Here is a 25,794-nt window from a genome sequence, read left to right as displayed (position 1 = left end):
AGGCGACGGCCTATGGACGGCGCGCGATCGGTGGACGAGGCGCGGGGACGGACCCCCGCGAAGGGCGAGAGGATCGCCGACTGGGCGGACGGGCGGCTCGGCCTGTACGGGCTGGCCAAGGCCAACATGCGCAAGGTCTTTCCCGACCACTGGTCCTTCATGCTCGGCGAGATCTGCCTCTACAGCTTCCTCGTCATCATCCTCACCGGCATCTATCTCACCCTGTTCTTCGAGCCCAGCGGCGTCGAAGTCGTCTATCACGGCTCGTACGAGCCCCTCAACGGCATCGTGATGACCCGGGCGTTCGAGTCCACGCTGGACATCAGCTTCGACGTGCGCGGCGGGCTGCTGATCCGGCAGATCCACCACTGGGCGGCGCTGGTCTTCGTCACCGGGATGCTCGTGCACATGATGCGGGTGTTCTTCACCGGCGCGTTCCGCAAGCCCCGCGAACTCAACTGGGTGTTCGGCTGGACCCTGTTGATGCTCGGCATCCTCACCGGACTGACCGGCTACTCCCTCCCGGACGACCTGCTGTCCGGCACCGGTATCCGCTTCGCGCAGGGCGCGATCCTGTCGGTCCCGGTCATCGGGACGTATCTGTCCTTCTTCCTGTTCGGCGGGGAGTTCCCGGGCCACGACATCATCCCGAGACTGTTCCCGATCCATGTCCTGCTGCTGCCGGGGATCATGCTGGGCCTGGTGGTCGCGCATCTGATCCTGGTCTTCTACCACAAGCACACGCAGTACCCGGGGCCCGGCCGTGACGAGAGGACGGTCGTGGGGATGCCGCTCCTGCCGGTGTACACGGCCAAGGCGGGCGGCTTCTTCTTCCTCGTCTTCGGGGTGCTGGCGCTCATGGGCGGCCTCGCCCAGATCAACCCCGTGTGGGCGTTCGGCCCCTACCGCCCCGACCTGGTCACCACCGGCGCCCAGCCCGACTGGTATCTCGGTTTCTCCGAGGGTCTGATCCGGGTGATGCCGGGATGGGAGATCAGCGCCTGGGGCCACTCCCTGGTGCTGGGTGTCTTCATCCCCTTCTCGCTCTTCCCGCTGATCCTGCTCGCCATCGGCGTCTACCCCTTCGTCGAGGCGTGGATCACCGGCGACAAACGCGAGCACCACATCCTGGACCGGCCGCGCAACGTCCCCGTGCGGACCGGCCTCGGCGTGGCCTGGCTGAGCCTGTACGTCGTCCTGCTGATCGGCGGCGGCAACGACGTCGTGGCCACGCATCTGCATCTGTCCATCAACGCGATCACCTGGTTCGTGCGGATCTCCGTCTTCGTCGTGCCGGTCCTCGCGTTCATCGTGACGAAGCGGGTCTGTCTGGGGCTTCAGCGCCGGGACCGGGACACGGTGCTGCACGGCCGGGAGTCGGGCGTCATCAAACGGCTCCCGCACGGGGAGTACGTCGAGATCCACGAACCCCTCGCGCAGGACCGGCTGCACACCCTCACCCAGCACGAGCAGAACCCGCCGTACGAGATCGGACCGCTCCTCGACACGAACGGTGTGCGGCGGCCGGTCACGGTCTCCCAGCGGGTGCGGGCGCGGCTGGCGTATGTGATGTTCGGGCCCGAGACGCGGATTCCCAAGCCGACGGCGGAGGAGTACCGGCAGATCAGCAGCGGCGACCACCACTGAGGACGGCGGCCCGGCACTCGTCCGGGCCGCCCCACGCGGTCCGCAGGGCGCGGGCCTTGGTCAGCCACAGCGACAGGTCGTACTCCGCCGTGTACCCGATCGCGCCGTGCAGTTGGAGCGCGGTACGGGCGGTGGTGTACGCCGCCTCGCACGCGGTGACCTTCGCGGCGGCGACATCCTCCGGCGCCATGGTCAGGGCGGCGCCCAGGAGCAGGGGGCGGGCGAACTCCAGGGCGACCTTGGCATCGGCGAGGCGGTGCTTCACGGCTTGGAACGAGCCTATGGGGGTGCCGAACTGGGTGCGTTGCCCGACGTAGGAGACGGTCCTGTCGAGGAGCGCGAGGCCGACGCCGAGGGCCTGGGCGGCGGTGGTGAGGCGGGCCAGCAGCAGGGCCGAGGTGAGGGACTTCGGGTCGGTGGCGAGGAGTTCACCGCGGTGGGGGTCGGCCGGGAAGAGGCGGCGGGCCGGGTCGAGGGAGGGGAGCGGGGGGCCGGGCGGGGGAGCGAGGCGGAGTTCGGTGGGGGTGGCCGCGGCAGGACCGCTGAGGGAGGGGGAGATCGTCAGCCGTAGGCCGGCCATGTCCGCGTCCAGTGCGTACGGCCCCGTGGTCAGCGTTGCCGCCGATTCGCCCGAGGCCAGCGCGGGCAGCCAGCGCTTCGCCGGACCCTGGTCGTCCAGCCCCGCCAGCAGTGCCGCCGCCGCGACCGTCTCCACCAGCGGGCCGGGCACCGCATGCCGGCCCAACTCGACGAAGGCGAGCGCGAGTTCGACGGGCCGCAGGCCCATCCCCTCGTACGCCTCCGGAACCGCCAGCGCGAAGACCCCCGCCTCCGCGACCCGCGCCCACACCGCGCGCCCCCTCACATGGTCGCCCCGGCTCCAGTCCCGTATCACCGCCGGGGTGTCCGCGGCGGTCAGCATCGCGTCCAGCGAGGCACCGAAGGCACGCTGCTCGGCGTCCACGAGGAACCTCATCACCGGCGTCCCTTCGGCAGGCCGAGCAGGCGCTCGGCGATGATGTCGCGCTGGATCTCGTTGGTGCCCGCGTAGATGGGGCCGGCGAGGGAGAAGACGTAGCGCTCGGACCAGTCGGTGTCCGCCAACTCGCCCTGGGCGCCCAGGAGATCCAGGGCCGTCTCCGTCAGCGCGATGTCGTACTCCGACCAGAAGACCTTGTTGAGGCTGGACTCCGGGCCCAGTGCCGCGCCGTCCAGGACACGGGAGGCCGCCGCGAAGGTGAAGAGCCGGTAGGCGCGGGCTCCGATCAACGCGTCCGCCACCCGGTCGCCGGCCCACGCCGGGCTGCCCTGGGCCTCCCACAGCCGGTGCAGACGGTCCGCGGCGGCCAGAAAACGGCCGGGGGAGCGGAGCTTGAGCCCCCGTTCGTTGCCCGCCGTCGACATCGCGATCCGCCAGCCCTGCCCCGGCTCCCCGATCACGTCCTCGTCCGGCACGAACACCTCGTCGAGGAAGAGTTCCGCGAAGGCCGGCTTGCCGTCCAGGCGGGCTGTCGGCCGGACCGTGACGCCCGGCGCACGCAGATCGAACATCAGGTACGTCAGACCCTGGTGCGGCTTCGGGGCGTCCGGGTCGCTGCGGAACAGGCCGAACGCACGGTCCGCGAAGGCCGCCCGCGACGACCACGTCTTCTGCCCGCTCAGCCGCCAGCCGCCCGCCGTACGGACCGCCTTCGAGCGCAGGGACGCCAGGTCCGAACCGGCCTCCGGTTCCGACCACGCCTGCGCCCAGACCACCTCGCCACCGGCCATCGACGGCAGCACACGCGCGCGTTGCTCCCGCGTCCCGTGGTCGAAGAGGGTCGGTGCGAGCAGGCTGACCCCGTTCTGGTTGACGCGTCCGGGGGCGCCCGCCGCGTAGTACTCCTCCTCGAACAGCAGCCAGCGGACCAGCCCCGCGTCCCGGCCGCCGTACTCCGTCGGCCAGTCGACCACCGACCAGCGGTCCGCGGCCAGTTCGGCCTCCCACGCGCGGTGCGCCGCGAAGCCCTCCGCCGTCTCCAGGGAAGGCAGCGGCTCGGACGGCACATGGGCGGTCAGCCACGCACGGGCCTCGGCCCGGAAGGCCTCCTCTTCCCGCGTGAAGGCGAGGTCCATCGGCAACAGCCCTTCGACGGCGCTTCCCTAACAAGTGTTTGGTAGGTTAGCGTGGCCCTATGACAGGCGTCGAGACTCCGGCGTACGAGCCAGGGCACGCACTGCTGAGCGGGCGCACCGCCGTCATCACCGCGGCGGCCGGCGCCGGTATCGGCGGCGCCACCGCGCGGCGGTTCCTGGAGGAGGGCGCGCGGGTGCTGATCAGCGACGCGCACACGCGGCGGCTCAAGGAGTACGAGGCCGAGCTCGGGCGGGACTTCCCGGGCGCGGTGACGGCCCTGCCCTGCGATGTCACCGACGAGTCCCAGGTGCGGACCCTGTTCGACACCGCCGTCGCGGAACACGGGCGGCTGGACGTCGTCGTGAACAACGCCGGGCTCGGCGGGACCGCACCTCTCGTCGACATGTCCGACGACCAGTGGTCCCGCGTCCTGGACGTCACGCTGACCGGCACCTTCCGCTGCACCCGGGCCGCGCTGCGGCTGATGCGGGACTCCGGCACCGGCGTCATCGTCAACAACGCCTCCGTCGTCGGCTGGCGCGCCCAGGCCGGGCAGGCGCACTACGCCGCCGCGAAGGCGGGCGTGATGGCGCTGACCCGCTGCGCGGCCCTGGAGGCCGCCGAGTTCGGGGTGCGCGTCAACGCGGTGGCGCCGAGCCTCGCCATGCACCCGCACCTCGCGAAGGTGACCACACCGGAGCTGCTGGAGGAGCTGACCGCGCGGGAGGCGTTCGGGCGGTACGCCGAACCGTGGGAGGTGGCCAACGTGATCGTGTTCCTGGCGTCCGGCTACTCCTCGTACATGACGGGCGAAGTCGTCGCCGTCAGCAGCCAGCACGCCTGACGAGAAGAGCGTCCACAATTGATGCCGTGCCGACCAAGAAGAAGCCGCAGGTGACCCCCGCCGCGCCCGCCCGTCGCCGGGAACTCCTCGACACCGCCGCCGAGGTCTTCGCCGAACAGGGCTACAACGCCACCACCGTCCGCAAGATCGCGGACCACGCGGGCATGCTCGCGGGCAGCCTCTACTACCACTTCGACTCCAAGGAGTCGATGCTCGAGGAGATCCTGCGGACCTTCCTCGACGAGCTCTGGGACGGCTACGACACCGTCCTCGCCGCCGAACTCGGGCCCCGCGAGACGCTGGAGGCCCTGGTCACCGAGTCCTTCCGGGAGATCGACCGGCACCGCGCCGCCGTCGCGATCTACCAGAAGGAGAGCAGACAGCTGGTCGCGCAGGAGCGGTTCGTCTTCCTCGCCGACTCGCAGCGCAAGTTCGAGAAGGCGTGGCTGTCCACGCTGGAGCGCGGGGTCGCGGCCGAGGTGTTCCGCGCCGACCTCGACGTCCGGCTCACCTACCGGTTCGTGCGCGACACCGTCTGGGTCGCCGCGTCCTGGTACCGGCCCGGCGGACAGCACAGCCCGGAGGAGATCGCCCGGCAGTACCTGTCGATGGTGCTGGACGGGATCGCCGTACGTACGTGACTCATTGGGGATTCTGAGGAGTCTGGGGAGCTGCCATGGCCGAGGCCTACATCGTCGAAGCGGTCCGGACGCCCGTCGGGCGGCGCAAGGGAGGGCTCAGCGGGGTCCACCCCGCCGATCTGGGCGCGCATGTGCTGAAGGAACTGGTGGCGCGGGCCGGGGTGGATCCCGGCGCCGTCGAGGACGTCGTCTTCGGATGTCTGGACGCGGTGGGGCCGCAGGCCGGGGACATCGCGCGGACCTGCTGGCTGGCGGCCGGGCTGCCCGAAGAGGTGCCGGGGGTGACCGTGGACCGGCAGTGCGGCTCCTCCCAGCAGGCGGTGCACTTCGCGGCGCAGGGCGTGCTGTCGGGGACACAGGATCTGGTGGTCGCGGGCGGCGTGCAGAACATGTCCCTGATCCCCATCGCCTTCGCCACCCGGCAGGCCGCCGAGCCGCTCGGGCTCACGCAGGGCCCCTTCGCGGGCAGTGCGGGCTGGCAGGCGCGGTACGGGGGCAAGCCGGTGAACCAGTTCGTCGGCGCCGAGATGATCGCCGCGAAGTGGGGGATCAGCCGGCAGGACCAGGAGGAGTTCGCGCTGCGCTCGCACCAGCGGGCGGTGCGGGCGATCGACGAGGGGCGCTTCGAGCGGGAGACCGTCGCCTACGGGGACGTGTCCGTCGACGAGGGCCCGCGCCGGGACACCTCGCTGGAGAAGATGGCCGGGCTGAAGCCGGTCGTCGAGGGCGGCACGGTCACCGCCGCGTGCTCCTCGCAGGTCTCGGACGGGGCGGCGGCCATGCTGCTGGCCTCGGAGCGGGCGGTACGCGAACACGGGCTGACGCCACGCGCCCGCGTGCACCACCTCTCGGTGCGCGGCGAGGACCCGATCCGCATGCTGACGGCACCGATACCCGCCACCGCCCACGCCCTCAAGAAGACCGGCCTCTCCATCCACGACATCGACCTCGTCGAGATCAACGAGGCCTTCGCCCCGGTCGTGCTCGCCTGGCTCAAGGAAACCGGCGCCGACCCGGAGAAGGTCAACGCCAACGGCGGAGCCATCGCCCTCGGCCACCCCCTGGGCGCGACGGGCGTCAAGCTGATGACGACCCTGCTGCACGAACTGGAGCGCACGGGCGGCCGGTTCGGACTGCAGACGATGTGCGAGGGCGGCGGCCAGGCGAACGTGACGATCATCGAGCGGTTGTGATGGCGACGATGGCGAGACCGCCAGGGCCGAGCAGTGCGAGGGGGCCGTCGGGGACGGGGCCGATGTGCGAGGGCGGCGGCCAGGGCGAACGTGACGATCATCGAGCGGCTCTGAGCGGTTGAGGGGCGGGACCGCGCCCCGCAAGGGGCGCGGGGAACTGCGCGATCAGCCACAGCCGACCGGTACTCGCCGAACAGCATCAGCCTCCCGAGCCGCTGGGCGCCCCGCGCAACCCGACCGCACCGCCCGCCGCCAGCGCCCCCACGACCTCCGCGGCCTCCGCCATCACCCGCTCCACCAGCTCCGCACACGACGGCAGATCGTCGATCACCCCGGCGACCTGCCCGGAAGCCATCACGCCGAGATCCGTACGGCCGTCCACCATCGCCGATCTGAGCAGCATCGGCGTGTTCGCGGCGAGGAGGACCTGGCTCCAGGTGAGGTCCTTGCCGTGCTTCAGGGAGAGGCCGTCGCGGATCATCTGCCGCCAGGTGAGTCCGGACAGGCGACGGAAACCGCTGGCGTGGCGGACCGCCCGCGCAAGGGCCTTCGCGCGGCCGGAGTTCTCCAACCCGGTCACCAGGTCCGTGCGCAGCATCCGGTGCGGCAGGCCGTCCACCGCCCGCGTCACCGTCACGTCCCTCACCGTCGCCGCCAGATAGCGCGCCTTCACCGCGTCCGGCACCGTCGAGTCCGACGTGAGCAGGAACCGGGTGCCCATCGCGACACCCGCCGCCCCGTACGCCAGCGCAGCGACCAGCCCCCGCCCGTCGAAGAACCCCCCGGCCGCCACGACCGGGATGTCCACCGCGTCCACCACCTGCGGCAGCAGCACGGTCGACGCCACCTCGCCGGTGTGTCCGCCGCCCTCCCCGCCCTGCACGATCACCGCGTCCGCCCCCCACGCCGCCACCTTCTCGGCATGCCGGCGGGCACCGACGGACGGGACGACGACGACCCCCGCCTCCTTGAGCTCGGCGATCAGCTCGGCGGAGGGCGCGAGGGCGAAGGAGGCGACCCGCACCCCCTCGTCGATCAGCAGCCGCACCCGGTCGCCCGCGTCCGCCGCGTCGGCACGGAGGTTGACGCCGAAGGGCGCGTCCGTACGGGACTTGACCTCCCGCACCGCCTCGCGCAGCCCGTCGAGGGTCATCGTCGCCGAGGCCAGGATGCCCAGCGCGCCCGCGTTCGCCGTGGCCGACACCAGGCGGGGGCCCGCCACCCAGCCCATCCCGGTCTGCACGATCGGATGGCGGACCCCGACCAGCCGGGTGAGTGCCGTGTCCATCAGACGGCGACCTCCCGCGAGCGGACGCCGGCCGGGTCGAGCACCTCGCGGATCAACTCCAGCTCCTCCTCCGTCGGTTCACGGGTGTACGGCACTTCGTCCGGGATGTTCAGAGCGAACCCGGTGGCCTCCGCGACCTGCTCGACGCTCACCCCGGGGTGCAGCGAGGCCAGCCGCATCGAGTGGTCCGGCGTCGCGAAGTCGAAGACACCGAGGTCGGAGACGACACGCGGGATGCGATGGAAGCGGGCGCCGGCAGCATGGTCGTAACCCACCCCGCACACCAGGTCGACCTTCTCCACGAAGACCCGTCGCGAGTGCCGGGGCACCCAGTAACTCGTCGGATTGTTCAGGGTGTTGACCGGCGCTCCCCGTACCCCGAGCAACTGCCGCTTGGGCTGCGCCCAGTCGCCGATGCAGGAGATGTTCTGGTTGCCGTACCGGTCGATCTGGCTCGCGCCCATCATCACGTGCCGCCGCCCGCCCGTGACCAGGGTCAGATGCTGCCGGTAGGGGAGCCAGCCCTCGACGGTGCCGTCCGGGCGGACCAGCATCGCCTCGCCGTCCGTCAGCAGCAGATCCGGGGCGAAGGTGAGCCGCGCGAGACGGGCCCCGACGGAGGGGATCAGGCCCATGGGGCTCGCCAGGATCTCACCGCCGCCCCGCCAGGCCTCGGCACAGGCGATCACGCAGTACTCGGCGCGGGTGGGCGGCACAGGTGAGGCGTTCACGATCCCTCCTTCAGATACCCTGCCGCGAACTCCGGCCACGGCGTGGTCGCATAGGCCTTCTGCCAGGCCTCGTCCCGCCCGTAGTCCGGCGCGCAGGACGTGAAGTGCGCCCCGTTCGGCGCCTCGACGACCCCGGTCACCACATGCCGCTTGACCAGCAGCGACTGCGGCGCCGCCGCCTTCGTCAACTCGGCCGTGTCGACGACCCGTTCGCACGACACGTATGCGGTGTCCGCCGCCTCGCAGAAGAGGTCGTCGAAGTAGGGGTCCGGGCCCAGACACTGCCCGTTGCCCAGCCGGTCGGCGCGGTTGACGTGGACCAGGGCCGCGTCCAGACGCAGGGCGGGCACGGCCACGAACGTCTCGCCGTCGTCGTACGGCGAAGTCACCGTCCGCAGCCCGGGGTTGACCCGCATCACGTCCGAGCCGACGCCCGCCCGCACCGGCAGGAAGGGCAGGCGGTTCGCCGCCGCGTGCAGCCCCCACATGAACATCGCCTCGTCGATCTCCATCAGCTCGAAGGCGCCGCGCTCGCGGGCCGCGCGGTAGTGCGGTTCGAGGGGGATCGAGTCGAGGGTGACGAAGGCGGCCACCAGCTTGCGGATCCGTCCGGCCGCGGCGAGCATGCCGACGTCCGGGCCGCCGTACGAGACAACCGTCAGGTCGGTGACATCCGACCGGAGCAGCGCCCTGACCAGGGCCATCGGTTTGCGGCGCGAGCCCCAGCCGCCGATGCCGAGGGTCATGCCGCTGTGCAGCCGGGCCACGGCCTCGTCCGCGGTCATGGTCTTGTCGCTCACCTATCGGCCCTCCTTCCCGAAGCTGTCACGGATGCGGTCGGCCACCCCGGCGGTGCTCGCCTCGAAGGTGAAGCCCTGCTCGAAGCGGTAACTGCGGTGCACGTCGACCGGGTCGATACCGTTGATCGCGGCCTTGGCCAGCCGGAGCAGCTCCCCGTCCTTGGCGGCGATCTCACCCGCCAACTCCAGCGCCGCTTCCCGAAGTTCGGCGCGCGGCACCACCCGCCACACCGAACCGTGCGCGTGCAGCTCGGCCGCGGTCGCCGTACGGGAGGTGAAGTACAGGGCACGCATGAGGTGCTGGGGGACCAGCCGGGCCAGATGCGTGGCCGCGCCCAACGCGCCCCGGTCCAGCTCGGGCAGTCCGAAGGTGGCGTCCTCGCTCGCCACGATCGCGTCCGCGTTGCCGACGAGGCCGACACCGCCGCCCAGGCAGAAGCCCTGCACGGCCGCCACCACCGGGACCTCGCAGTCGTACACCGCCGAAAAGGCCTCGTAGCAGCCGCGGTTGGCGCCGACGAGAGCCGAAGGGCCCTGGGTCTGGATCTCCTTGATGTCCACACCCGCGTTGAACCCCCGGCCCTCGGCGGCCAGCACCACGCACCGCACCCGCGGATCGCGGCCCGCCCCGCGCACCGCGTCGGCGAGCGCGAACCAGCCGTCCACCGGCAGGGCGTTCACCGGGGGGAAGTCGACCGTGACGACCGCGACGCCGTCCTTTCCGTGCCCAGATTCCTGGGACGAGGTGGAGACACCCATGGAAGCATCAGCTACCTTTCCACCAAACGTTTGTTAGGTGAAGGGTAGCGGCGAATGGAGCTGAAGGGGAGGGTCGCGGTCGTCACCGGCGGCACCCGGGGAGTGGGTGCCGGGATCGCGCGGGCGTTCGTGAGCGCGGGCGCTGACGTCGTGGTGTGTGCGCGACGACCGCCCGAAGTGCCCCTGGAGGGCTCCGAGTTCGTGTCCCTGGATGTGCGGGACCCGCACGCGGTACGCGCGTTCTTCGGCGCGCTGCCCCGTCTCCACGTCCTCGTCAACAACGCGGGCGGCGGCCCGTTCCGGCTGCTCGCGGACGCGGACGCCGAGCGGCACACGCGGGTGATCGAGCTGAACCTGCTCGCCCCGCTCACGGCCTCCCTCGCGGCCCACGAGCACCTGAAACGGTCGAAGGGCTCGGTCGTCATGATCGGCAGCGTCAGCGGCAGCCGCCCCTCGCCCGGATCGGCGGCATACGGGGCGGCGAAGGCCGGACTGGAGAACCTCGCCCGGTCGATGGCGGTCGAGTGGGCGCCGGACGTACGGGTGAACACCCTGGTCGTCGGCATGGTGCGCACCGAGCTGGCCCACCTCCACTACGGCGACGAGGACGGCATCGACGCCGTCTCCCGCACCGTCCCCCTCGGCAGACTGGCCGAGCCCGCCGAGATCGGCGCCGCGGCCGTCTTCCTCGCCTCCGACGCCGCCGCGTACATCACCGGGGCGTCGCTGCTGGTGCACGGGGGCGGAGAGCGGCCGCTGTTCCTGGACGCGGCAACTGCGAACAAGGAGCGCTGAGTTGAGCGGAATCTGTGACGGACGGACCGTGATTGTCACCGGGGCCGGCCGCGGACTCGGCCGGGCGCACGCCCTCGCCTTCGCCGCCGAAGGGGCCCGGGTCGTCGTCAACGACCTCGGCGTCGGCCTCGACGGGGCGCCCGACGCGGACAGCCCGGCCGCGCAGGTCGTCGCGGAGATCCGTGCGGCGGGCGGCGAGGCCGTCGCCCACGGCGGCGACATCGCGACGACCCAAGGGGCGAGCTCCCTGATCACCGCCGCGCTGGAGACGTACGGCCGCCTCGACACCCTCGTCAACAACGCCGGGTTCCTGCGCGACCGGATGCTCGTCAACCTCGACGAGGACGACTGGGACGCGGTGATGCGCGTCCACCTCAAGGGCCACTTCCTCCCCCTCAAGCACGCCGCCGCGCACTGGCGGGCGGAGGCGAAGGCGGGACGCACGCCGGTCGCCCGGGTCGTCAACACCAGCAGCGGGGCCGGGTTGCTGGGCTCGGTCGGACAGGGGAACTACAGCGCGGCGAAGGCCGGGATCGTGGGCCTCACCCTCGTCGCCTCGGCGGAACTCGCACGCTACGGCGTCCAGGTCAACGCGATCGCCCCGGCGGCACGGACACGGATGACGGAGCACACCTTCGCCGACACCATGGCGGCACCGGGCGAGGGCTTCGACGCGATGGCCCCGGAGAACGTCTCCCCGCTGGTGGTGTGGCTGGGCTCGGCGGCGAGCGCGGGGGTGAGCGGCCGGGTGTTCGAGGTGGAGGCCGGCCGGATCACGGTGATGGAGGGATGGAGGCCGGGCCCGAGCACGGACAAGGGGGAGAGGTGGACACCGGCGGAGGCGGGGGAAACGGCACGGAAGCTGCTTGACCAGGCGGAAATGCCGGGACAGGTCTACGGAGCGTAAGTGGACCCACTCAGGGGCGCGGGGAACTGCGCGACCAGCCCCCACCGACCCGCAGACAACGAGCCACCTCCTACGTGTCACACTCCAGCACGGTCCTGCACAACCCACACCGCGCCCGAACCCGCCCCCGCACCGGCACCCTGATCTTCTGATGACAGGTAGGACAAGGAAAGGAGACCCGAAGCCCCTCCGCCCCACCATCGGGAGTGAAGGCATAACGCGCATCGGGATGCGGAACATGAGCCCGCCGGTCACGCGCGTACCGCCGCCGCCCAGCCCACCCCGCCGCGGTGAGCGGAGGCTGCTGCTCATCCTGCCGCGCCTTCGCCATCCCCTTCACATACGCCGTATAGGCCTGCGCACTGGTGAACCACACCGACGGATCCTCACCGAACACCAGCGACCGCTTCGCCAGCACGTACCCGAACTCCTCCGGCGTCAGATACCCCAGCTTCTGCGAGGACGCCGCGTCCTCCCGGTACGCGTCAAGGAGCAGCCACCCCGCACCCAGATACGTCGTCGCCGTGTCCGTGAGGATCTCGTTCTCCCTGATCCCCGGGAACGACAGATCGAGCCGGTGCAGATAGACATGCATCACCTCGTGCGCCAGCGCCGCCCCGATGTCCCGCCGATGGGTACGGAAACGGTCGTTCAACTCCACGAAGTACTCGGGCCCCGCGGCCAGTTCGACGTTCGCCGCATGCGTCATCTCCCGGAAGCCGACGATCATCCGGGCATCGGGGAGCCGGTAGTGCCGCACCAGCTCACGGGCCACCCGCTGCGCCCCCAGATGGAGATCGTCCGTGTCGCAGAACGCCACGTCGGCGGGGGCCACGCTGGTCGAGAACGTCTGGACGGTGTCGTACGACAGCCGTTTCCAGAGCGCGGTGATCGAGGCCCGCACCGTCTCCAGGTGCGGGTAGCCGTGCTCGACCGGTCCGTCGTTCGCCACGCCGGTACCCCCAAGACGCCCTGAACCCGACTCCACTCTACGAGGGTGCGGGCGGATTTTCCCCGGTGGACGGCCGCCCTGGCATACTCCCGGCCGTGACCATCGAACCCGGGACCTCCCTGCAGGTCGGCGACAAGGACGACGTCCTGGAGCAGCGCCTCGACGACGAACTCACCGCTTTCAACGCCGAGGCGACCGGCGCCGGGACCCCGGCGCCCCTCACCGTCCGTGCCACCGACGCCGACGGAGAGCTGGCCGGCGGCCTGACCGCGTGGATCTGGGGCTCCTGCTGTGCCGTCGACATGCTGTGGGTGCGCGCGGACCAGCGCCACGCGGGCTGGGGGACCCGGCTCATGGGCGCCGCCGAGGAGGAGGCCGTACGGCGCGGCTGCACCGAGATGATCGTCTCCTTCTTCACCTTTCAGGCCCCCGGCTTCTACCAGGGCCTCGGCTTCCGCGAGACCGGCCGCACGGAGGGCATCCCCGGGGGCCACCAGGACGTGCACCTGCACAAGGTCATCGGCTCCTGAGCCGTGGCGCCCGGTCGGGCACCGCCTTCTCGAACTCCAGCACCCATACGTCGTTGACGCCCTCCCGCAGCACCGGGCCGGGTACGTACAGCGCCTGCTGCGGGCCCGCGGACCAGTAGCGGCCCAGGTTGAAGCCGTTGACCCACACGAACCCCCGTGTCCAGCCCGGCAGTTCGAGCAGCGCGTCCCCCGCGCCCCGCACGGTGAGGGTGCCCCGGTAGAGACCCGGGGCGCCTTCCTCGGGAAGCGGCCGGAAAGGCACCCCGTCCACGTCCTCCAGCGCGTCCAGGCGCAGCCCACGCGCGCGTACCCCGTGCAGATACTGCCGTTCGTGCAGCAGCCCCCCGGTGATCCCCTTCGCCTCCCCGGTCCGCGGCCCGTAGTTGACCCGGCCCAGGGACTCCACCCACAGCTCCACGCGCGCGTGCCCGGCCACGGGCTCCTTCAGCCGCTCGTCCTCCTCGGTGAGCACCCCGGCCCGCTCCCCGTCGACGTACACCACCGCCAGATCCCGCAGCCCGCGCGCGATCAGCGGATACGGCTGCCGGGGCCCCGGGACGGTCACCTCGTAGCGCACCACGCCCCGGTCGACGTCGAGTTCCTCGAAGGTCGGCGGGACGGGGGAGAGGGTCTCAGGGCCGCCGAGCGTCTCCAGCACGTCGCTCAGGGACGCCCAGCCGGTCAGCGCCACTTCGGCGGGAGAGCCCAACTGGGTCGGTTGCGACGGCAGTTCGGGAAGCGGGCCGTCCGCGTACTCGGCGAGGACTTCCCTGAAGCGCCAGAACTTGTCCGTGGGAAGGCCGAACTCGTCGATCGGCGCGTCATAGTCGTACGACGTCACATCCGGCTCCAGCGCACCGTCGTGCAGATCGCCACCGCCCCGGTTCGCGCCCGACCACCCCGCGAAGCTCGTCCCGCCGTGCGCCATGTAGAGGTTCACGGAGGCCCCGCAGTCCAGGATCTCCCGCAGGGCCGCCGCCGCGTCCCGAGGGTCCCGTACGACGTGCTCGGCGCCCCAGTGGTCGAACCAGCCGCACCAGAACTCCATGCACATCAGCGGCCCGTCAGGGCGGTGCCGGCGCAGCGTCTCGAAGGCCACGCGCGCGTGGGAGCCGAAGTTGACCGTGGCGAGGACACCGGGAAGGGAGCCGCCGGTCAGCATGTGGTCCTCGGGCCCATCGGAGGTGAACAGCGGGACCGTGACGCCCGTCTCGCGCAGGAGGGAGGCCAGCCGGCGCAGATACTCCGCGTCCGAGCCGTAACTGCCGTACTCGTTCTCGACCTGCACCATGATCACCGGGCCGCCGCGGCCGATCTGCCGGGCCACGACCTGGGGCAGCAGCCGACGGAACCAGCGCTCCACGTGCCCCAGATACTCCGCGTCGCCGGTGCGCGGCCGCCCCGTCAGCCAGTGCGGCAGCCCGCCGTTCTCCCACTCGGCGCAGATGTACGGCCCCGGCCGCACGATCGCCCACAGCCCCGCCTCCCGCGCCACGTCCAGGAAACGGCCGAGGGCCTCCACATCGTCGTAGGAACCCGGCCGCGGCTCGTGCAGATTCCACGGGACGTACGTCTCCACGCAGTTCAGGCCCATCGCCCGCAGCATCGCCAGCCGGTGCCCCCACTGCGCCTCGTGCACCCGGAAATAGTGCAGCGCACCGGACAGCAGCCGCACCGGCCGCCCGTCCAGCAGAAAGTCCTTTTCCCCCGCCGTGAACTCGCTCATACGCCCCACCCTCACCTCTGGCGCAGGTCAGGGTCCATGGACAAAGATCGGCACAGCTTGGACGGACGAAACGGGGCCTGTCGATGTACCACACCTGGATGCGGTTCCTCACGCCCGGCCCCGCCCACCACCGCCTCGGCCTCGTCTGCCTCGGCGTCGGCCTCCAGTACGGCGCCCTGCCCACCGTCGGCCCCCGCACCCTGGACCACCACGTCGCCGTCGTCATCAGCACCGGCGGCGGCTGGTACGAGGACGCCCGCGGCCGCCGTACGGCCGTCACCGCGCCCGCCCTGCTGTGGCTCACCCCCGGCGTCCCCCACCACTACGCCCCCGACTCCGACACTGGCTGGGACGAGGGCTTCGTCGACTTCACCGGGCCCGCCACCGCCACCTACACCGAACTCGGCTACATCGAACCCGACCGGCCCGTCGTCCCCCTCACCGACGCCACCGGACCCCGTGCCGTCATCGGACGCATGGCCCGCGCCGCCCGCCGCGACAACCCCCTCCTGGAGGTCGAGACCGGCGCAGCCGTCCACGAACTCCTCGTCGCCCTGCGCCGCGCCCGCGCCGACCTCACCCCCGACGGCCACGAGGTCCTCAAAGCCCTCGCCCGCGACGCCTTCACCCCCTTGTCCGTCGCCGACCACGCCGCCCGGCACGGCATGACCCTCGCCGAACTGCGCACCGCCGTGCGCCGGGGCGCCGGCTGCAGCCCCAAGGACTACCTCCTCGGCATCCGCCTGGGCCGCGCCAAGGAACTCCTCGCCGCCACCGAACTCCCCGTCGCCGCCGTCGCCCGCCGCGTCGGCTACGACGACCCCGCCTACTTCTCCCGCCTCTTCACCCGCCGCGTCGGCACCGCCCCCGTCCGCTTCCGCGCCCAACAGGGCCGCACCGTCCCCGGCGGCTGGACCGACCAGGTCCCCGACCCCACCGACCCACCCCGCCTCCCCGGCACCACGTAGGCCCACGCCGCCCGCTCCACCGCGGCGACGCCGGCGCCCCCGGATGACGAGGCCCACGCCAAAGAGCCCAGAGCTGGCCCGACACCCGCGCCGACCCGAGGACCGGGCTGGCCTGACACCCGCGCCGACCCGAGGACCGGGCTGGCCTGACGCCCGACCCGGTCCGCCGATCGGACTTGCCGACGCCTGGGCTGGACCAGCGCCCGACCAGGTCTGACGCCCGAGCCGACCGATGATCGGGTTGGCCGACGACCCGGGTTGGCCCGACGATCGGGCTGGCCTGACGTCTGACCCTGCCTGGCGATCGAGCCGATCCGACGACTGGGCCGGCCCAACGAGCGGGCTGGTTCGACGGCCGGGCAGGGCCGCCCCCATGTGCCTTCGTGGGCGGCAGCCCACCTGGACCTGGCCCGGGTGCGGACGCCTCGGCGGTGTTGCCGTGCTGCCACGTAGGGTGGTCGCCCATGACCACCAGCACCAACGGAACCGGTGACGTCGACCCCGCCGTGCGCGAGGAGCTCGCCCGGCTGCGTGACAGCATCGACAACATCGACGCCGCCGTCGTCCACATGCTCGCCGAACGCTTCAAGGCCACCCAGCAGGTCGGCCACCTCAAGGCCCAGCACCAGCTGCCGCCCGCCGACCCGGCCCGCGAGGCCCGCCAGATCGAACGGCTGCGGACCCTCGCCGAGAACGCCAAACTCGACCCGGCCTTCGCTGAGAAGTTCCTGAATTTCATCATCGCCGAAGTGATCCGCCACCACGAGCGGATCGCCGAGAGCGTGGAGAACACGATCAACGGCACCTCGTCACAGGCCAACTGACCTCGGCCGACACCAAAAGGGCGTGACACGCGGTCCCGCGCGAGGCATGCTGCGCTGTGCACTCCTTGTCAGCCGGCGAGCACTCCGCGTCAGCTCCTCGGACGTAAGCTGGTTGTCCCACGCGGGAGGGACGTCGGGCCATGCCGTCGGATGCCAAGATCCTCATCGTCGACGACCACGAGGACACGCTGTACGCCCTGGAGAGCGCCCTCGCCCCGCTGGGGTACCGGCTCAGCCGCGCCACCAGCGGCGACGAGGCCCTCAAGCAGGTACTCCGCGGGCAGGTCGGCCTGCTCCTCCTCGACGTCCGTATGCCCGGCGTCAGCGGCCTCGACGTCGTGCGCTACATGCGTCGCCTGGAACAGACCCAGCACATCCCCGTCGTCCTGCTCACCGGCTTCGGCACCGACCACGAACTCACCTCCACCGCCTTCGGACTCGGCGTCGCCGACCTGATCACAAAACCCGTCGACCCCTGGGCACTGCGCACCAAGGTCCGCTACCTCTACGACGCCCACCGCCGCCAACTCCTCCTCCAGGAGGAGATCCGCGAACTGCGCGCCCTCGTCAAGAACCACGGCGAGCCCCCCGCCCGCCCCGCCCGCCCCGCCCTGCCCCACCCGGACACCCGGGTCCCGATCCAGCGCGCAGAAGGGGCGCACCACGGCAGTCTCGAACAGGACCGGACATAGGCCGCGTACCGATCCGCCCCTGTGCCCGGCCGGTCCCATCAGGCAGCATGTCCTGCATGTCCGTACTGACGCGCGACGACGCGCAGACCCGTGCCAAGCTCCTCGACGTCCACCGGTACACGATCGCCCTCGACCTGACGACCGGCGACGACACCTTCGACTCCCGCACCGTCATCCGTTTCACCCTGCGGACGGACGGCGACACCTTCGTCGAGCTCAAGCCCGCACAGCTGCGCTCCGCCACCCTCGACGGACAGCCCCTCGACCCGGAGTCCCTGGACGGCGACCGGCTGCCCCTGAAGAACCTCACCGCCGGCGAACACGAACTCCACATCGACGCGAGCATGCGCTACTCCCGCACCGGCGAAGGCATGCACCGCTTCACCGACCCCGCCGACGGCGAGACCTACCTCTACACGAACCTGTGCATGGACGACGCCCCCCGCGTCTTCGCCGCCTTCGACCAGCCCGACCTCAAGGCCGTCTTCGAGCTGACCGTCAAGGCGCCCGAGCACTGGACCGTCCTCGCCAACGGCATCACCGAACACCTCGGCGACGGCAACTGGCGGACCGCCCCCACCCCGCGGATCTCCACCTACCTCGTCGCCGTCGCCGCCGGCCCCTACCACTCCGTCACCACCGAACACCGCGGCCTGCCCTTCGGCCTGCACTGCCGCCGCTCGCTCGCCCCCTACCTCGACGCGGACGCCGACGAACTGTTCGAGGTCACCAAGCAGTGCTACGACCGCTACCACGAGAAGTTCGAGGAGCCCTACCCCTTCGACTCCTACGACCAGGCCTTCGTCCCCGAGTTCAACGCCGGCGCCATGGAGAACCCCGGACTGGTCACCTTCCGCGACGAGTTCGTCTACCGCTCCGCCGTCACCGACACCGAACGCCAGACCCGCGCCATGGTCATCGCCCACGAAATGGCCCACATGTGGTTCGGCGACCTCGTCACCCTGCGCTGGTGGGACGACATCTGGCTCAACGAGTCCTTCGCCGAGTACATGGGCTACCAGACCTGCGCCGAAGCCACCCGCTTCGCCGACACCTGGACCGACTTCGGCGTCGCCCGCAAGGCCTGGGGCTACGAGGCCGACCAGCGCCCCTCCACCCACCCCGTCGCTCCCGACCCCGAGCTGGTGCCCGACACCGCCTCCGCCATGCTCAACTTCGACGGCATCTCCTACGCCAAGGGCGCCTCCGCACTACGGCAACTGGTGGCCTGGCTCGGTGAGAAGGACTTCCTCGCCGGCATCAACACCCACTTCGCCCGCCACAAGTTCGCCAACGCCACCCTCGCCGACTTCATCGACTCCCTCGCGAGCAGCACCGAACGCGACGTCCACGCCTGGGCCGAGACCTGGCTGCGCACCACCGGCGTCGACACCCTCAAGCCCCAGGTCACCCCCGGCGACGAAGGCACCTACACCCTCCAGGTCGAGCACACCGGCAGCCGCCCGCACCGCATCGCCGTAGGCCTCTACGACCGGACCCTGGCGGAAGGCGCGACCGACGAGGGCCGCCACCTCGTCCTGCGCGAACGCCTCGACCTCGACATCCCGCAGACCGCACCCCAGCCCATCGGCAAGCGCCCCGCCCTCCTGCTCCTCAACGACGGCGACCTCAGCTACGCCAAGATCCGCTTCGACGCCGACTCCTTCGACACCGTCCGCGCCGCCCTGTCGGGCCTGCCCGACCCCCTCACCCGCGCCGTCGTCTGGAACGCCCTGCGCGACGCGGTCCGCGACGGCGAACTGGCGCCCACCGCCTACCTCGAGGCCGCCCGCACCCACCTCCCGCACGAGACCGACCTCGCCCTCGTCCAGGGCGTCCTCGCCTTCGCCTCCGTCCAGGTCGCCGGCCGCTACGTGACCCCCGAGGAGCGCCCCGCCGCCCTCGCCACCCTCACCTCCCTGTGCCGCGACCTCATCCGCCGCACCGAGGACGGCGACAACCCCGGCCTGCGCCTGATCGCCGTACGCCACTTCATCGACGTCGCCGCCCACCCCGACACCATCGCCGCCTGGCTCGCCGACGGCACCGTCCCCGGCGGCCCCGAACTCGACCCCGAACTGCGCTGGCGCATCCTGGCCCGCCTCGCCGCCCTCGACGCCACCGACGAGAGCGCCATCGCCGCCGAACTCGACCGCGACCCGTCCGCCACCGGCCAGGAAGGCGCCACCCGCTGCCGCGCCGCCCTGCCCGACGCGGCCGCCAAGCGCGCGGCGTGGGAAGCCATGTTCGCCCACGACGACCTGTCCAACTACCTGTTCACCGCCACCGCCCAGGGCTTCTGGCAGCCCGAACAGGCCGAACTCCTCCAGGAGTACGTCCCGCGCTACTTCGAGGACGCCGTCGCCCTCGCCGCCCGCCGCGGCCCCGCCATCGCCGACGCCGCCGGCCGCTACGCGTTCCCCGCCCACGCCGTCGACGCCGACACCCTCCACCACGGCGAACGATGCCTGCGCAACGCCGACCCCATCCCGGCCCTGCGCCGCAAGCTCGCCGACCAACTCGACGACCTGGCACGCGCGTTGCGAGTGAGGGAGGCCTAGGACCTCAGACGTAGGCCACGGTTGCTCCCGGGAGACGACGCGGGAAGGCGATCGTCCGCTCTAGGCTACGGACAGTCAAGGACGATCAACCCTGGGAGACAGACCCGTGATCTTAGTAACCGGCGCCACCGGAAACGTCGGCCGTGCCCTCGTCGACCGCCTCGTCGCCGCAGGCCGACCCGTACGCGCCCTCACCCGCGACCCCCAGAAGGCCGCACTGCCCGACGGGGTGGAGGTCACGCGCCTCCACCCCGACAAGGCCGCCTTCGAAGGCGCCACCAAACTCTTCCTCTACGTCCAGGCCGCCAACGCCGACCTCCTCACGGCCGCCCGCGAAGCCGGCGTCCGCCACGTCGTGTTCCTGTCCGCCGGATACGTCAAAGCAGACGCCGACGACAACAACCCCCTGCGGGTCATGCACGCCGACGCCGAACGCGCCATCCGCGACAGCGGCCTGGCATGGACCTTCCTGCGCCCCCACGCCTTCGCCGTCAACGCCCTCTCCTGGGCGGGACAGATCCGCGCCGGCGACACCGTCCGCGGCGTCTACGCCGACGCGATGAGCGCACCCATCCACGAGGACGACATCGCCGCCGTCGCCGAACGCGCCCTCCTCGACGTCGGCCACGAAGGCGCCGTCCACATCCTCACCGGACCCGCGGCGACCAGCAACGCCGACCAGATCGCCGCGATCGGCCGAGCCCTCGGACGCGACCTGGAGTACGTCGAACTCCCGCCGGAACAGGCCGCCACCGAACTCTTCTCCCACCTGCCGCCCCACCTCCTGCAGTTCCTGCTGAAGAGCTGGGCCGCCACCGTCGGCGCCACCCCGGAGATCACTGACACCGTCGAGAAGATCACCGGCACCCCGGCCCGCACCTTCGAGCGGTGGGCCCGCGACCACGCCGAGGACTTCCGGGGCTGACCTCCGCCACGTTTCCCCCGCACGGAAGTACCCCCTTTCGGGTCTGAATCGCCGAACCTCTCGGGCGCGCCCACACAACCGCGTACAAGCTGACACCATGCGCACCCCGCCACTGGCCTCAGGACCCGAAGGCCCCCGCGCCCTGCGCCCGTTGCTCGGCACCGTCCTCGAAGCGCTACGAGACGGCGCACAGGAGCGCGGGGGACCACTTCCCGCGGGAGGCCCGGAGACGGTCGCGGCACGAGTTCGGGACGCGCTGGGCGACGTACTCCCGGACGAGGGCGACCCGGAGGCCCTACGGAACCTTGTCCGCTCCTTGGCAGAGGGCTCAGCAGATCCAGCGGACCCCTTGTGCGCCGCCCACCTGCACTGCCCACCCCTAGCGGTCGCAGCAGCAGCCGACCTGGCGGCATCAGTCCTCAACCCGTCCCTGGACTCCTGGGACCAGGCACCAGCAGCATCAGAGCTGGAGCGACTGCTGACCCGGGTACTGGCAAACGAGGTCTACGGCGACCCACCCAGGGGTGCGGGGCTGTATCGATGTGCGGCTCCGCCGCGGGGCGCGACCAGCCACGACGGCGCCGCAGCCGACAACGCACCCGACGCCCTGGTGACAACGGGTGGCACCGAATCAAACCAACTGGCCCTTCTCCTGGCCAGAGAAGCCTTCGGCGCCGGCGTCCGGCTCATCCACGGAGCCAACGCCCACCACTCCCTCCCGCGGAGCGCCTGGCTCCTGGGCCTCCCCGACCCGGTGACCGTCCCCGCCCCCGCAGGCACCCTCGACCCCGCCGCCCTGGACGCCGCACTCACCGACCTCCCCGGCCCCCACCTCGTCGCCGCCACCGCAGGCACCACCGACGCGGGCCTCATCGACCCCCTCCCCGAGATCGCCGCGGTCTGCCGAACCCACGGGGCCCGCCTCCACATCGACGCGGCATACGGCGGAGGACTCCTCTTCAGCGCCCGGCACCGGGACAAGCTCACCGGCCTGAGCGCCGCGGCCACCGTCACACTCGACCTGCACAAACTCGGCTGGCAGCCGGTCGCCGCAGGCCTCCTCGCCGTCCAGGACGCCCGCGACCTCGCCGCACTCCGACAGCGCGCCGACTACCTCAACGCCGACGACGACACCGAAGCCGGCCTCCCCGACCTCCTCGGCCGCTCCCTGCGCACCACCCGACGCCCCGACGCCCTCAAGATCGCCGTCACCCTGAAGACCCTCGGCCGCACCGGACTCGGCCGACTCGTCGACCAAGTCTGCGCACGGGCAACGGAGTTCGCCGCACTCGTCCAGAGCCACCCCGGGTTCGAACTCCACGACCCGCCCACCATCAGCACGGTCCTGTTCCGGCCGGTCCACGCCACCGACGACGACATCGCCGCCGTACGCCGAGAACTCCTCACCGACGGCCGCGCCGTCCTCGGCCGGGCCCGCCTCGACGGCCGGCTCTGGCTCAAGGCCACCCTCCTCAACCCCCACACCCGGCCCGACGACCTGGCCGCACTCCTGAAAGCCGTGGAAGGAACCACCCGCAGATGACCCCCATCCCGCCCCACCGGCAACCCGACGCACCCCGCGACCTCGTCGGCATCGGCATCGGCCCCTTCAACCTCTCCCTCGCCGCCCTCGCCCACCCCCTCGCCGAACTCGACACCGTCTTCTACGAACAACGCCCCACCTTCGACTGGCACCCCGGACTCCTCATCGACGGCGCCAGAATCCAGGTCCCCTTCCTCGCCGACCTGGTCACCCTCGCCGACCCCGCCAGCCCCTGGACCTTCCTCAACTACCTCAAGAGCCGCGACAGACTCTTCCCCTTCTACTTCGCCGAGCGCTTCCACATCCAGCGCGCCGAATACGACGCCTACTGCCGCTGGGTCGCCGAGAACCTCCCCGGACTCCACTTCGGCCACCAGGTCGACGCCGTCCGCTGGAACCCCGAACGCGACCTCTTCGAAGTCGACTTCACCCAGCTCGACACCGACGGAGAAGCCGACGCCCTCGGCCGGACGTACACGAAAAACATCGTCCTCGGCGTCGGCACCGAGCCCTACATCCCCGAACCCCTCAAACCCCTCGTCGAAGCCACCGGCGTGCCCGTCATCCACGCCGCCGACTACCTCGCCCACCGCGACGCCTTCCAACGCGCCGCACACGTCACCGTCGTCGGCACCGGACAGACCGGCGCCGAAGTCTTCCTCGACCTGCTCCGCACCCGCCCCGCAGGCCGCGAAGGCCTCCACTGGCTCGGCAGCACCAAGGCCTTCGCCCCCATGGAGTACTCCAAACTCGGCCTGGAACACTTCAGCCCCGACTACACCCGCTACTTCCACGCCCTCCCCGAAGCCGAACGCGACCGCCTCGTCACCGCCCAATGGCAGCTCCACAAAGGCATCGACGCCGACACCATCGCCGCCATCCACGACGAGCTCTACCGACGCACCCTGCACGGCGGCTGGCCCGACACCGTCCTCACCCCCGGCGTCCGCGTCCGCACCGCGGGCCGCGTCGCCACCACCAAGGTCGAACTCCACCTCGAACACACCGAGCAGCGCACCCGCTCCCGCCTCACCACCGACGCCGTCGTCCTCGCCACCGGCTACCGCGAACGCCCCCTGAACCGCATCCTCGCCGGACTCGACCCCTACCTGCGCCGCGACAGCCGCGAACGCCCCCGCGTCGACGAACAGTTCCGCCTCGTCCTCGACCCCTCCGTCACCGGCACCCTCTACGTCCAGAACGCCGAACGCCACACCCACGGCGTCGGCACCCCCGACCTCGGCCTCGCCGCCTGGCGCAGCGCCACCATCCTCAACTCCCTGACGGAAAAGGCCCCCTACCCCCTCCCCACCCGAACGGCCTTCACCACCTTCGGCCTCGACCAACAGCCCCAGATCCCCGCCGCCCGCCAGGCCCAGACACTCACCCCCCTGGTCGAGGGACGCTAGGACAAGAGCACGCACGCCGACGGCGCCGACGTGACAACCCCGCCGGCGCCGTGGACACCACTCTGCTCAGCCTTTCGAAGGCTGGACTCCTAGAAGACCGGCGTACCGTTCCGCGTCAGCTTCCAGTCCACCGACGCGAAGTCCGCCGGGTTCAGCACACCCTTCGCCGTCACCCACTCCGCGATCCGCGTACGGATCTCCGTCGACTCCGCCCACAGCTCCTTCGCCGACGCCACATGCGGGAACGCACCGCCACCATTGGCACGGTAGTTGTTCACCGCGAACACGAACTGCTGCGCGTCATCCAGCGCCGCACCGTTGTACGTGAGGTTCTTGATCCGCGAACCCGCCGCCTGCGCGATGTCGATCTCGTACGACAGCCCCGACACATAGTCGTAGTTGTAGTCCGGACGGCTCTCCGCGTTCGTCAGCTTCTCCACGTCCACCGCCGCATCCGCCGCGGTCCGCACGAAGTACTGCGCCGAGTACTCCAGATACGCCCTGACCTGCGCACCCGTCAGCAACTTCGCCACCAGCGTGTTGTCGTACACATACAGACTGGACAGATCCCGGATCGTCACCTCGCCCGCCGGGATCTCCGACGTACGGGAGAACGGCGAGGCCTGCGAGAGGACCGGCAGCGCGGCGTACTCGGTGCCCGCCAGCGCCGCCTTGACCACGTCCTCCTGGACCTTCGTGATCAGGTCGATGATCGGGGCGTCCTTGTAGCGCGCCTCGACCGTCGTCAGCGTCTCCGTCGCCGTACCGACGACCTGGTTCACGTACTCCACCACGATGTCGTGGTCGGCCTTCAGCAGCTTCGTGATCTTCGGGTCGTCCGCGACCGTCTTCGAGTCACGCACCGTCGCCTTCACCGACTCGACCGTCCAGCGGCCCTTCGAGAAGACCAGCTCGAAGTCGAACAGCGACAGCCGCTGCGCATAGCAGAGCGGCTCCGACAGAACGACCGTCCTGCCCGTCTTCTCGTTCGTGACCAGCAGCTCCGCGATCTCCGTGTGCGCGTGCCCGACGAGGATCGCGTCGATGCCCGGCACCTGCTGGGCCACCAGCGCCGCCGAGTTCTCGATGTACGGCAGCTGATCACCGTACGAGGAGGTGCCCGAGGAGCCCGAGTGCGCCGACACGACCACCACGTCCGCACCCATCGACCGCAGCTTCGGCACCCACTTCGCCGCCTGCTCCTCAAGCCCCGGGAACACCAGCTTGCCCTCGACGTACGCCTTGTCCCAGATCGCGATGCCCGGGTTCGTCAGACCGAGAACGGCCACCTTGACCGGCGGGAGACCGGGCGGGCAGATCTTCTTGATGAAGTAGGGCGGGAAAGCCGGCTTCAGCGTCTTCGCGTCCAGCGCGTTCGCCCCGAGCAGCGGGAAGTGACACTGGTCCTCGAACTTGCGCAGCGTCTCGATGCCGTAGTTGAACTCGTGGTTGCCCAGCGCCACCGCGTCATAGCCGATCGCGTTCATCGCCGCGGCCATCGGATGGACCGGACCGCCCTTGGCGGTGATCGGGTCCACCTTCGCGTAGTAGTACGTCAGCGGCGTGCCCTGGATCGTGTCGCCCGCGTCGATGAGCAGCGTGTTGCGGCGACCCTTCTCCGCACGGACCTGATCGACCAGGGTCGAGACCCGGGCCAGCCCCTTCGCGTTGCCCTTGGCGTCCGTGTACTCCGTGTCCTTGAAGTAGTCCCAGTTGAAGATGTTGCCGTGCAGATCGGTGGTGCCCATCACCGTGAAGGAGTACCGCTTCGCGGGCTTGCGCCCCTGCTCGGCCTCCGCCGCCTCGGCCGCAGGAGCCCCCACGGCACCGGCCAGCGCGACGCCCGCACCGGTCACGGCGGACTTCTCCAGGAACTTCCTGCGGTTCAACGGCATGTCTTGATCTCCTCGGGAAACGGTCAACAACGCGCGTAGATTCTGACC

General features: G+C 71.1%; 23 protein-coding genes. 14 read left to right on the top strand and 9 right to left on the bottom strand.

Annotated features, from left to right (window positions below):
* Positions 1-12 precede the first annotated feature (12 nt).
* Positions 13-1,647: a cytochrome bc1 complex cytochrome b subunit gene (gene qcrB / locus OG381_RS14490; RefSeq protein WP_327716519.1), complete on the top strand. Its 1,635-nt coding sequence runs from the start codon at positions 13-15 to the stop codon at positions 1,645-1,647.
* Here the strand turns inward: qcrB and OG381_RS14485 are convergent.
* Both OG381_RS14485 and OG381_RS14480 read right to left on the bottom strand, forming a co-directional pair.
* Positions 1,625-2,623: an acyl-CoA dehydrogenase family protein gene (locus tag OG381_RS14485; protein WP_327716518.1), complete on the bottom strand. Its 999-nt coding sequence runs from the start codon at positions 2,621-2,623 to the stop codon at positions 1,625-1,627. The genes qcrB and OG381_RS14485 overlap by 23 nt on opposite strands.
* Complete coding sequence (locus tag OG381_RS14480) at positions 2,623-3,762, bottom strand: acyl-CoA dehydrogenase family protein (protein ID WP_327716517.1); 1,140 nt, start codon at positions 3,760-3,762, stop codon at positions 2,623-2,625. The genes OG381_RS14485 and OG381_RS14480 overlap by 1 nt, the downstream gene beginning before the upstream one ends.
* 59 nt (positions 3,763-3,821) lie before the next feature.
* On the opposite strand from OG381_RS14480, the gene OG381_RS14475 reads away from it, so the two are divergent.
* The 3 genes from OG381_RS14475 to OG381_RS14465 are packed head-to-tail and all read left to right on the top strand — an operon-like array spanning position 3,822 to position 6,441.
* Positions 3,822-4,607, top strand: a complete 786-nt coding sequence (locus tag OG381_RS14475) for an SDR family oxidoreductase (protein WP_327716516.1) — start codon at positions 3,822-3,824, stop codon at positions 4,605-4,607.
* Positions 4,608-4,633: 26 nt separating this feature from the next.
* The gene (locus tag OG381_RS14470; RefSeq protein ID WP_327716515.1) at positions 4,634-5,248 is read left to right on the top strand and encodes a TetR/AcrR family transcriptional regulator; all 615 of its coding nucleotides are present in this window, start codon (positions 4,634-4,636) and stop codon (positions 5,246-5,248) included.
* Between the two features lie 35 nt (positions 5,249-5,283).
* On the top strand, positions 5,284-6,441 hold the full coding sequence (locus OG381_RS14465) for an acetyl-CoA C-acetyltransferase (protein ID WP_327716514.1): 1,158 nt from the start codon (positions 5,284-5,286) through the stop codon (positions 6,439-6,441).
* A gap of 199 nt (positions 6,442-6,640) precedes the next feature.
* Here OG381_RS14465 and OG381_RS14460 read toward each other — a convergent pair whose 3' ends face one another.
* Genes OG381_RS14460 through OG381_RS14445 form a run of 4 tightly spaced genes read right to left on the bottom strand, consistent with a single transcriptional unit; the run spans position 6,641 to position 10,019 of the window.
* The gene (locus tag OG381_RS14460) at positions 6,641-7,729 is read right to left on the bottom strand and encodes an NAD(P)H-dependent flavin oxidoreductase (RefSeq protein WP_327716512.1); all 1,089 of its coding nucleotides are present in this window, start codon (positions 7,727-7,729) and stop codon (positions 6,641-6,643) included.
* On the bottom strand, positions 7,729-8,445 hold the full coding sequence (locus OG381_RS14455) for a CoA-transferase subunit beta (RefSeq protein ID WP_327722460.1): 717 nt from the start codon (positions 8,443-8,445) through the stop codon (positions 7,729-7,731). The genes OG381_RS14460 and OG381_RS14455 overlap by 1 nt, the downstream gene beginning before the upstream one ends.
* A gap of 11 nt (positions 8,446-8,456) precedes the next feature.
* Complete coding sequence (locus OG381_RS14450; protein ID WP_327716511.1) at positions 8,457-9,260, bottom strand: CoA transferase subunit A; 804 nt, start codon at positions 9,258-9,260, stop codon at positions 8,457-8,459.
* Positions 9,261-10,019, bottom strand: coding sequence for an enoyl-CoA hydratase family protein (locus tag OG381_RS14445; RefSeq protein ID WP_327716510.1), 759 nt, complete (start codon positions 10,017-10,019; stop codon positions 9,261-9,263).
* A gap of 54 nt (positions 10,020-10,073) precedes the next feature.
* On the opposite strand from OG381_RS14445, the gene OG381_RS14440 reads away from it, so the two are divergent.
* Both OG381_RS14440 and OG381_RS14435 read left to right on the top strand, forming a co-directional pair.
* A complete protein-coding gene (locus tag OG381_RS14440) occupies positions 10,074-10,814 on the top strand; it encodes an SDR family oxidoreductase (protein WP_327716509.1) in 741 nt (246 codons plus the stop codon).
* Between the two features lies 1 nt (position 10,815).
* Positions 10,816-11,721, top strand: coding sequence for an SDR family oxidoreductase (locus OG381_RS14435; RefSeq protein ID WP_327716508.1), 906 nt, complete (start codon positions 10,816-10,818; stop codon positions 11,719-11,721).
* Positions 11,722-11,791: 70 nt separating this feature from the next.
* Here OG381_RS14435 and OG381_RS14430 read toward each other — a convergent pair whose 3' ends face one another.
* Complete coding sequence (locus tag OG381_RS14430; protein ID WP_327716507.1) at positions 11,792-12,673, bottom strand: hypothetical protein; 882 nt, start codon at positions 12,671-12,673, stop codon at positions 11,792-11,794.
* Positions 12,674-12,768: 95 nt separating this feature from the next.
* On the opposite strand from OG381_RS14430, the gene OG381_RS14425 reads away from it, so the two are divergent.
* Positions 12,769-13,203, top strand: a complete 435-nt coding sequence (locus OG381_RS14425) for a GNAT family N-acetyltransferase (protein ID WP_327716506.1) — start codon at positions 12,769-12,771, stop codon at positions 13,201-13,203.
* Here OG381_RS14425 and OG381_RS14420 read toward each other — a convergent pair.
* Entirely contained in the window at positions 13,190-14,929 is a 1,740-nt protein-coding gene (locus OG381_RS14420) for a glycoside hydrolase family 35 protein (protein ID WP_327716505.1), read from the bottom strand. The genes OG381_RS14425 and OG381_RS14420 overlap by 14 nt on opposite strands.
* Before the next feature lie 83 nt (positions 14,930-15,012).
* Between OG381_RS14420 and OG381_RS14415 the strand changes: the two genes are divergently transcribed.
* From OG381_RS14415 to OG381_RS14385, 7 genes are all read left to right on the top strand, one after another.
* The gene (locus OG381_RS14415) at positions 15,013-15,897 is read left to right on the top strand and encodes a helix-turn-helix domain-containing protein (protein WP_327716504.1); all 885 of its coding nucleotides are present in this window, start codon (positions 15,013-15,015) and stop codon (positions 15,895-15,897) included.
* 464 nt (positions 15,898-16,361) lie between these two features.
* On the top strand, positions 16,362-16,721 hold the full coding sequence (locus OG381_RS14410; protein ID WP_307032101.1) for a chorismate mutase: 360 nt from the start codon (positions 16,362-16,364) through the stop codon (positions 16,719-16,721).
* 140 nt (positions 16,722-16,861) lie between these two features.
* The gene (locus OG381_RS14405; RefSeq protein WP_327716503.1) at positions 16,862-17,413 is read left to right on the top strand and encodes a response regulator; all 552 of its coding nucleotides are present in this window, start codon (positions 16,862-16,864) and stop codon (positions 17,411-17,413) included.
* A 56-nt stretch (positions 17,414-17,469) separates the two neighbouring features.
* Complete coding sequence (gene pepN, locus OG381_RS14400; protein WP_327716502.1) at positions 17,470-19,974, top strand: aminopeptidase N; 2,505 nt, start codon at positions 17,470-17,472, stop codon at positions 19,972-19,974.
* A 106-nt stretch (positions 19,975-20,080) separates the two neighbouring features.
* Positions 20,081-20,899, top strand: a complete 819-nt coding sequence (locus OG381_RS14395) for an NmrA family NAD(P)-binding protein (protein WP_327716501.1) — start codon at positions 20,081-20,083, stop codon at positions 20,897-20,899.
* A gap of 97 nt (positions 20,900-20,996) precedes the next feature.
* Positions 20,997-22,442 carry a pyridoxal phosphate-dependent decarboxylase family protein gene (locus OG381_RS14390; protein WP_327716500.1) on the top strand — a complete coding sequence of 482 codons (1,446 nt, stop codon included), beginning with the start codon at positions 20,997-20,999 and terminating at the stop codon, positions 22,440-22,442.
* A complete protein-coding gene (locus tag OG381_RS14385; protein ID WP_327716499.1) occupies positions 22,439-23,851 on the top strand; it encodes a lysine N(6)-hydroxylase/L-ornithine N(5)-oxygenase family protein in 1,413 nt (470 codons plus the stop codon). The genes OG381_RS14390 and OG381_RS14385 overlap by 4 nt, the downstream gene beginning before the upstream one ends.
* 89 nt (positions 23,852-23,940) lie before the next feature.
* Here the strand turns inward: OG381_RS14385 and OG381_RS14380 are convergent, their stop codons facing one another.
* Entirely contained in the window at positions 23,941-25,746 is a 1,806-nt protein-coding gene (locus tag OG381_RS14380) for a bifunctional metallophosphatase/5'-nucleotidase (RefSeq protein ID WP_327716498.1), read from the bottom strand.
* Between the last annotated feature and the right edge of the window lie 48 nt (positions 25,747-25,794).

Origin of the sequence: Streptomyces sp. NBC_00490, from assembly GCF_036013645.1 — a bacterium.
Taxonomy (GTDB): domain Bacteria; phylum Actinomycetota; class Actinomycetes; order Streptomycetales; family Streptomycetaceae; genus Streptomyces; species Streptomyces canus_F.
Note: the sequence above shows the minus strand (reverse complement) of the source record. Positions and strands in the feature narration are given on the sequence as shown.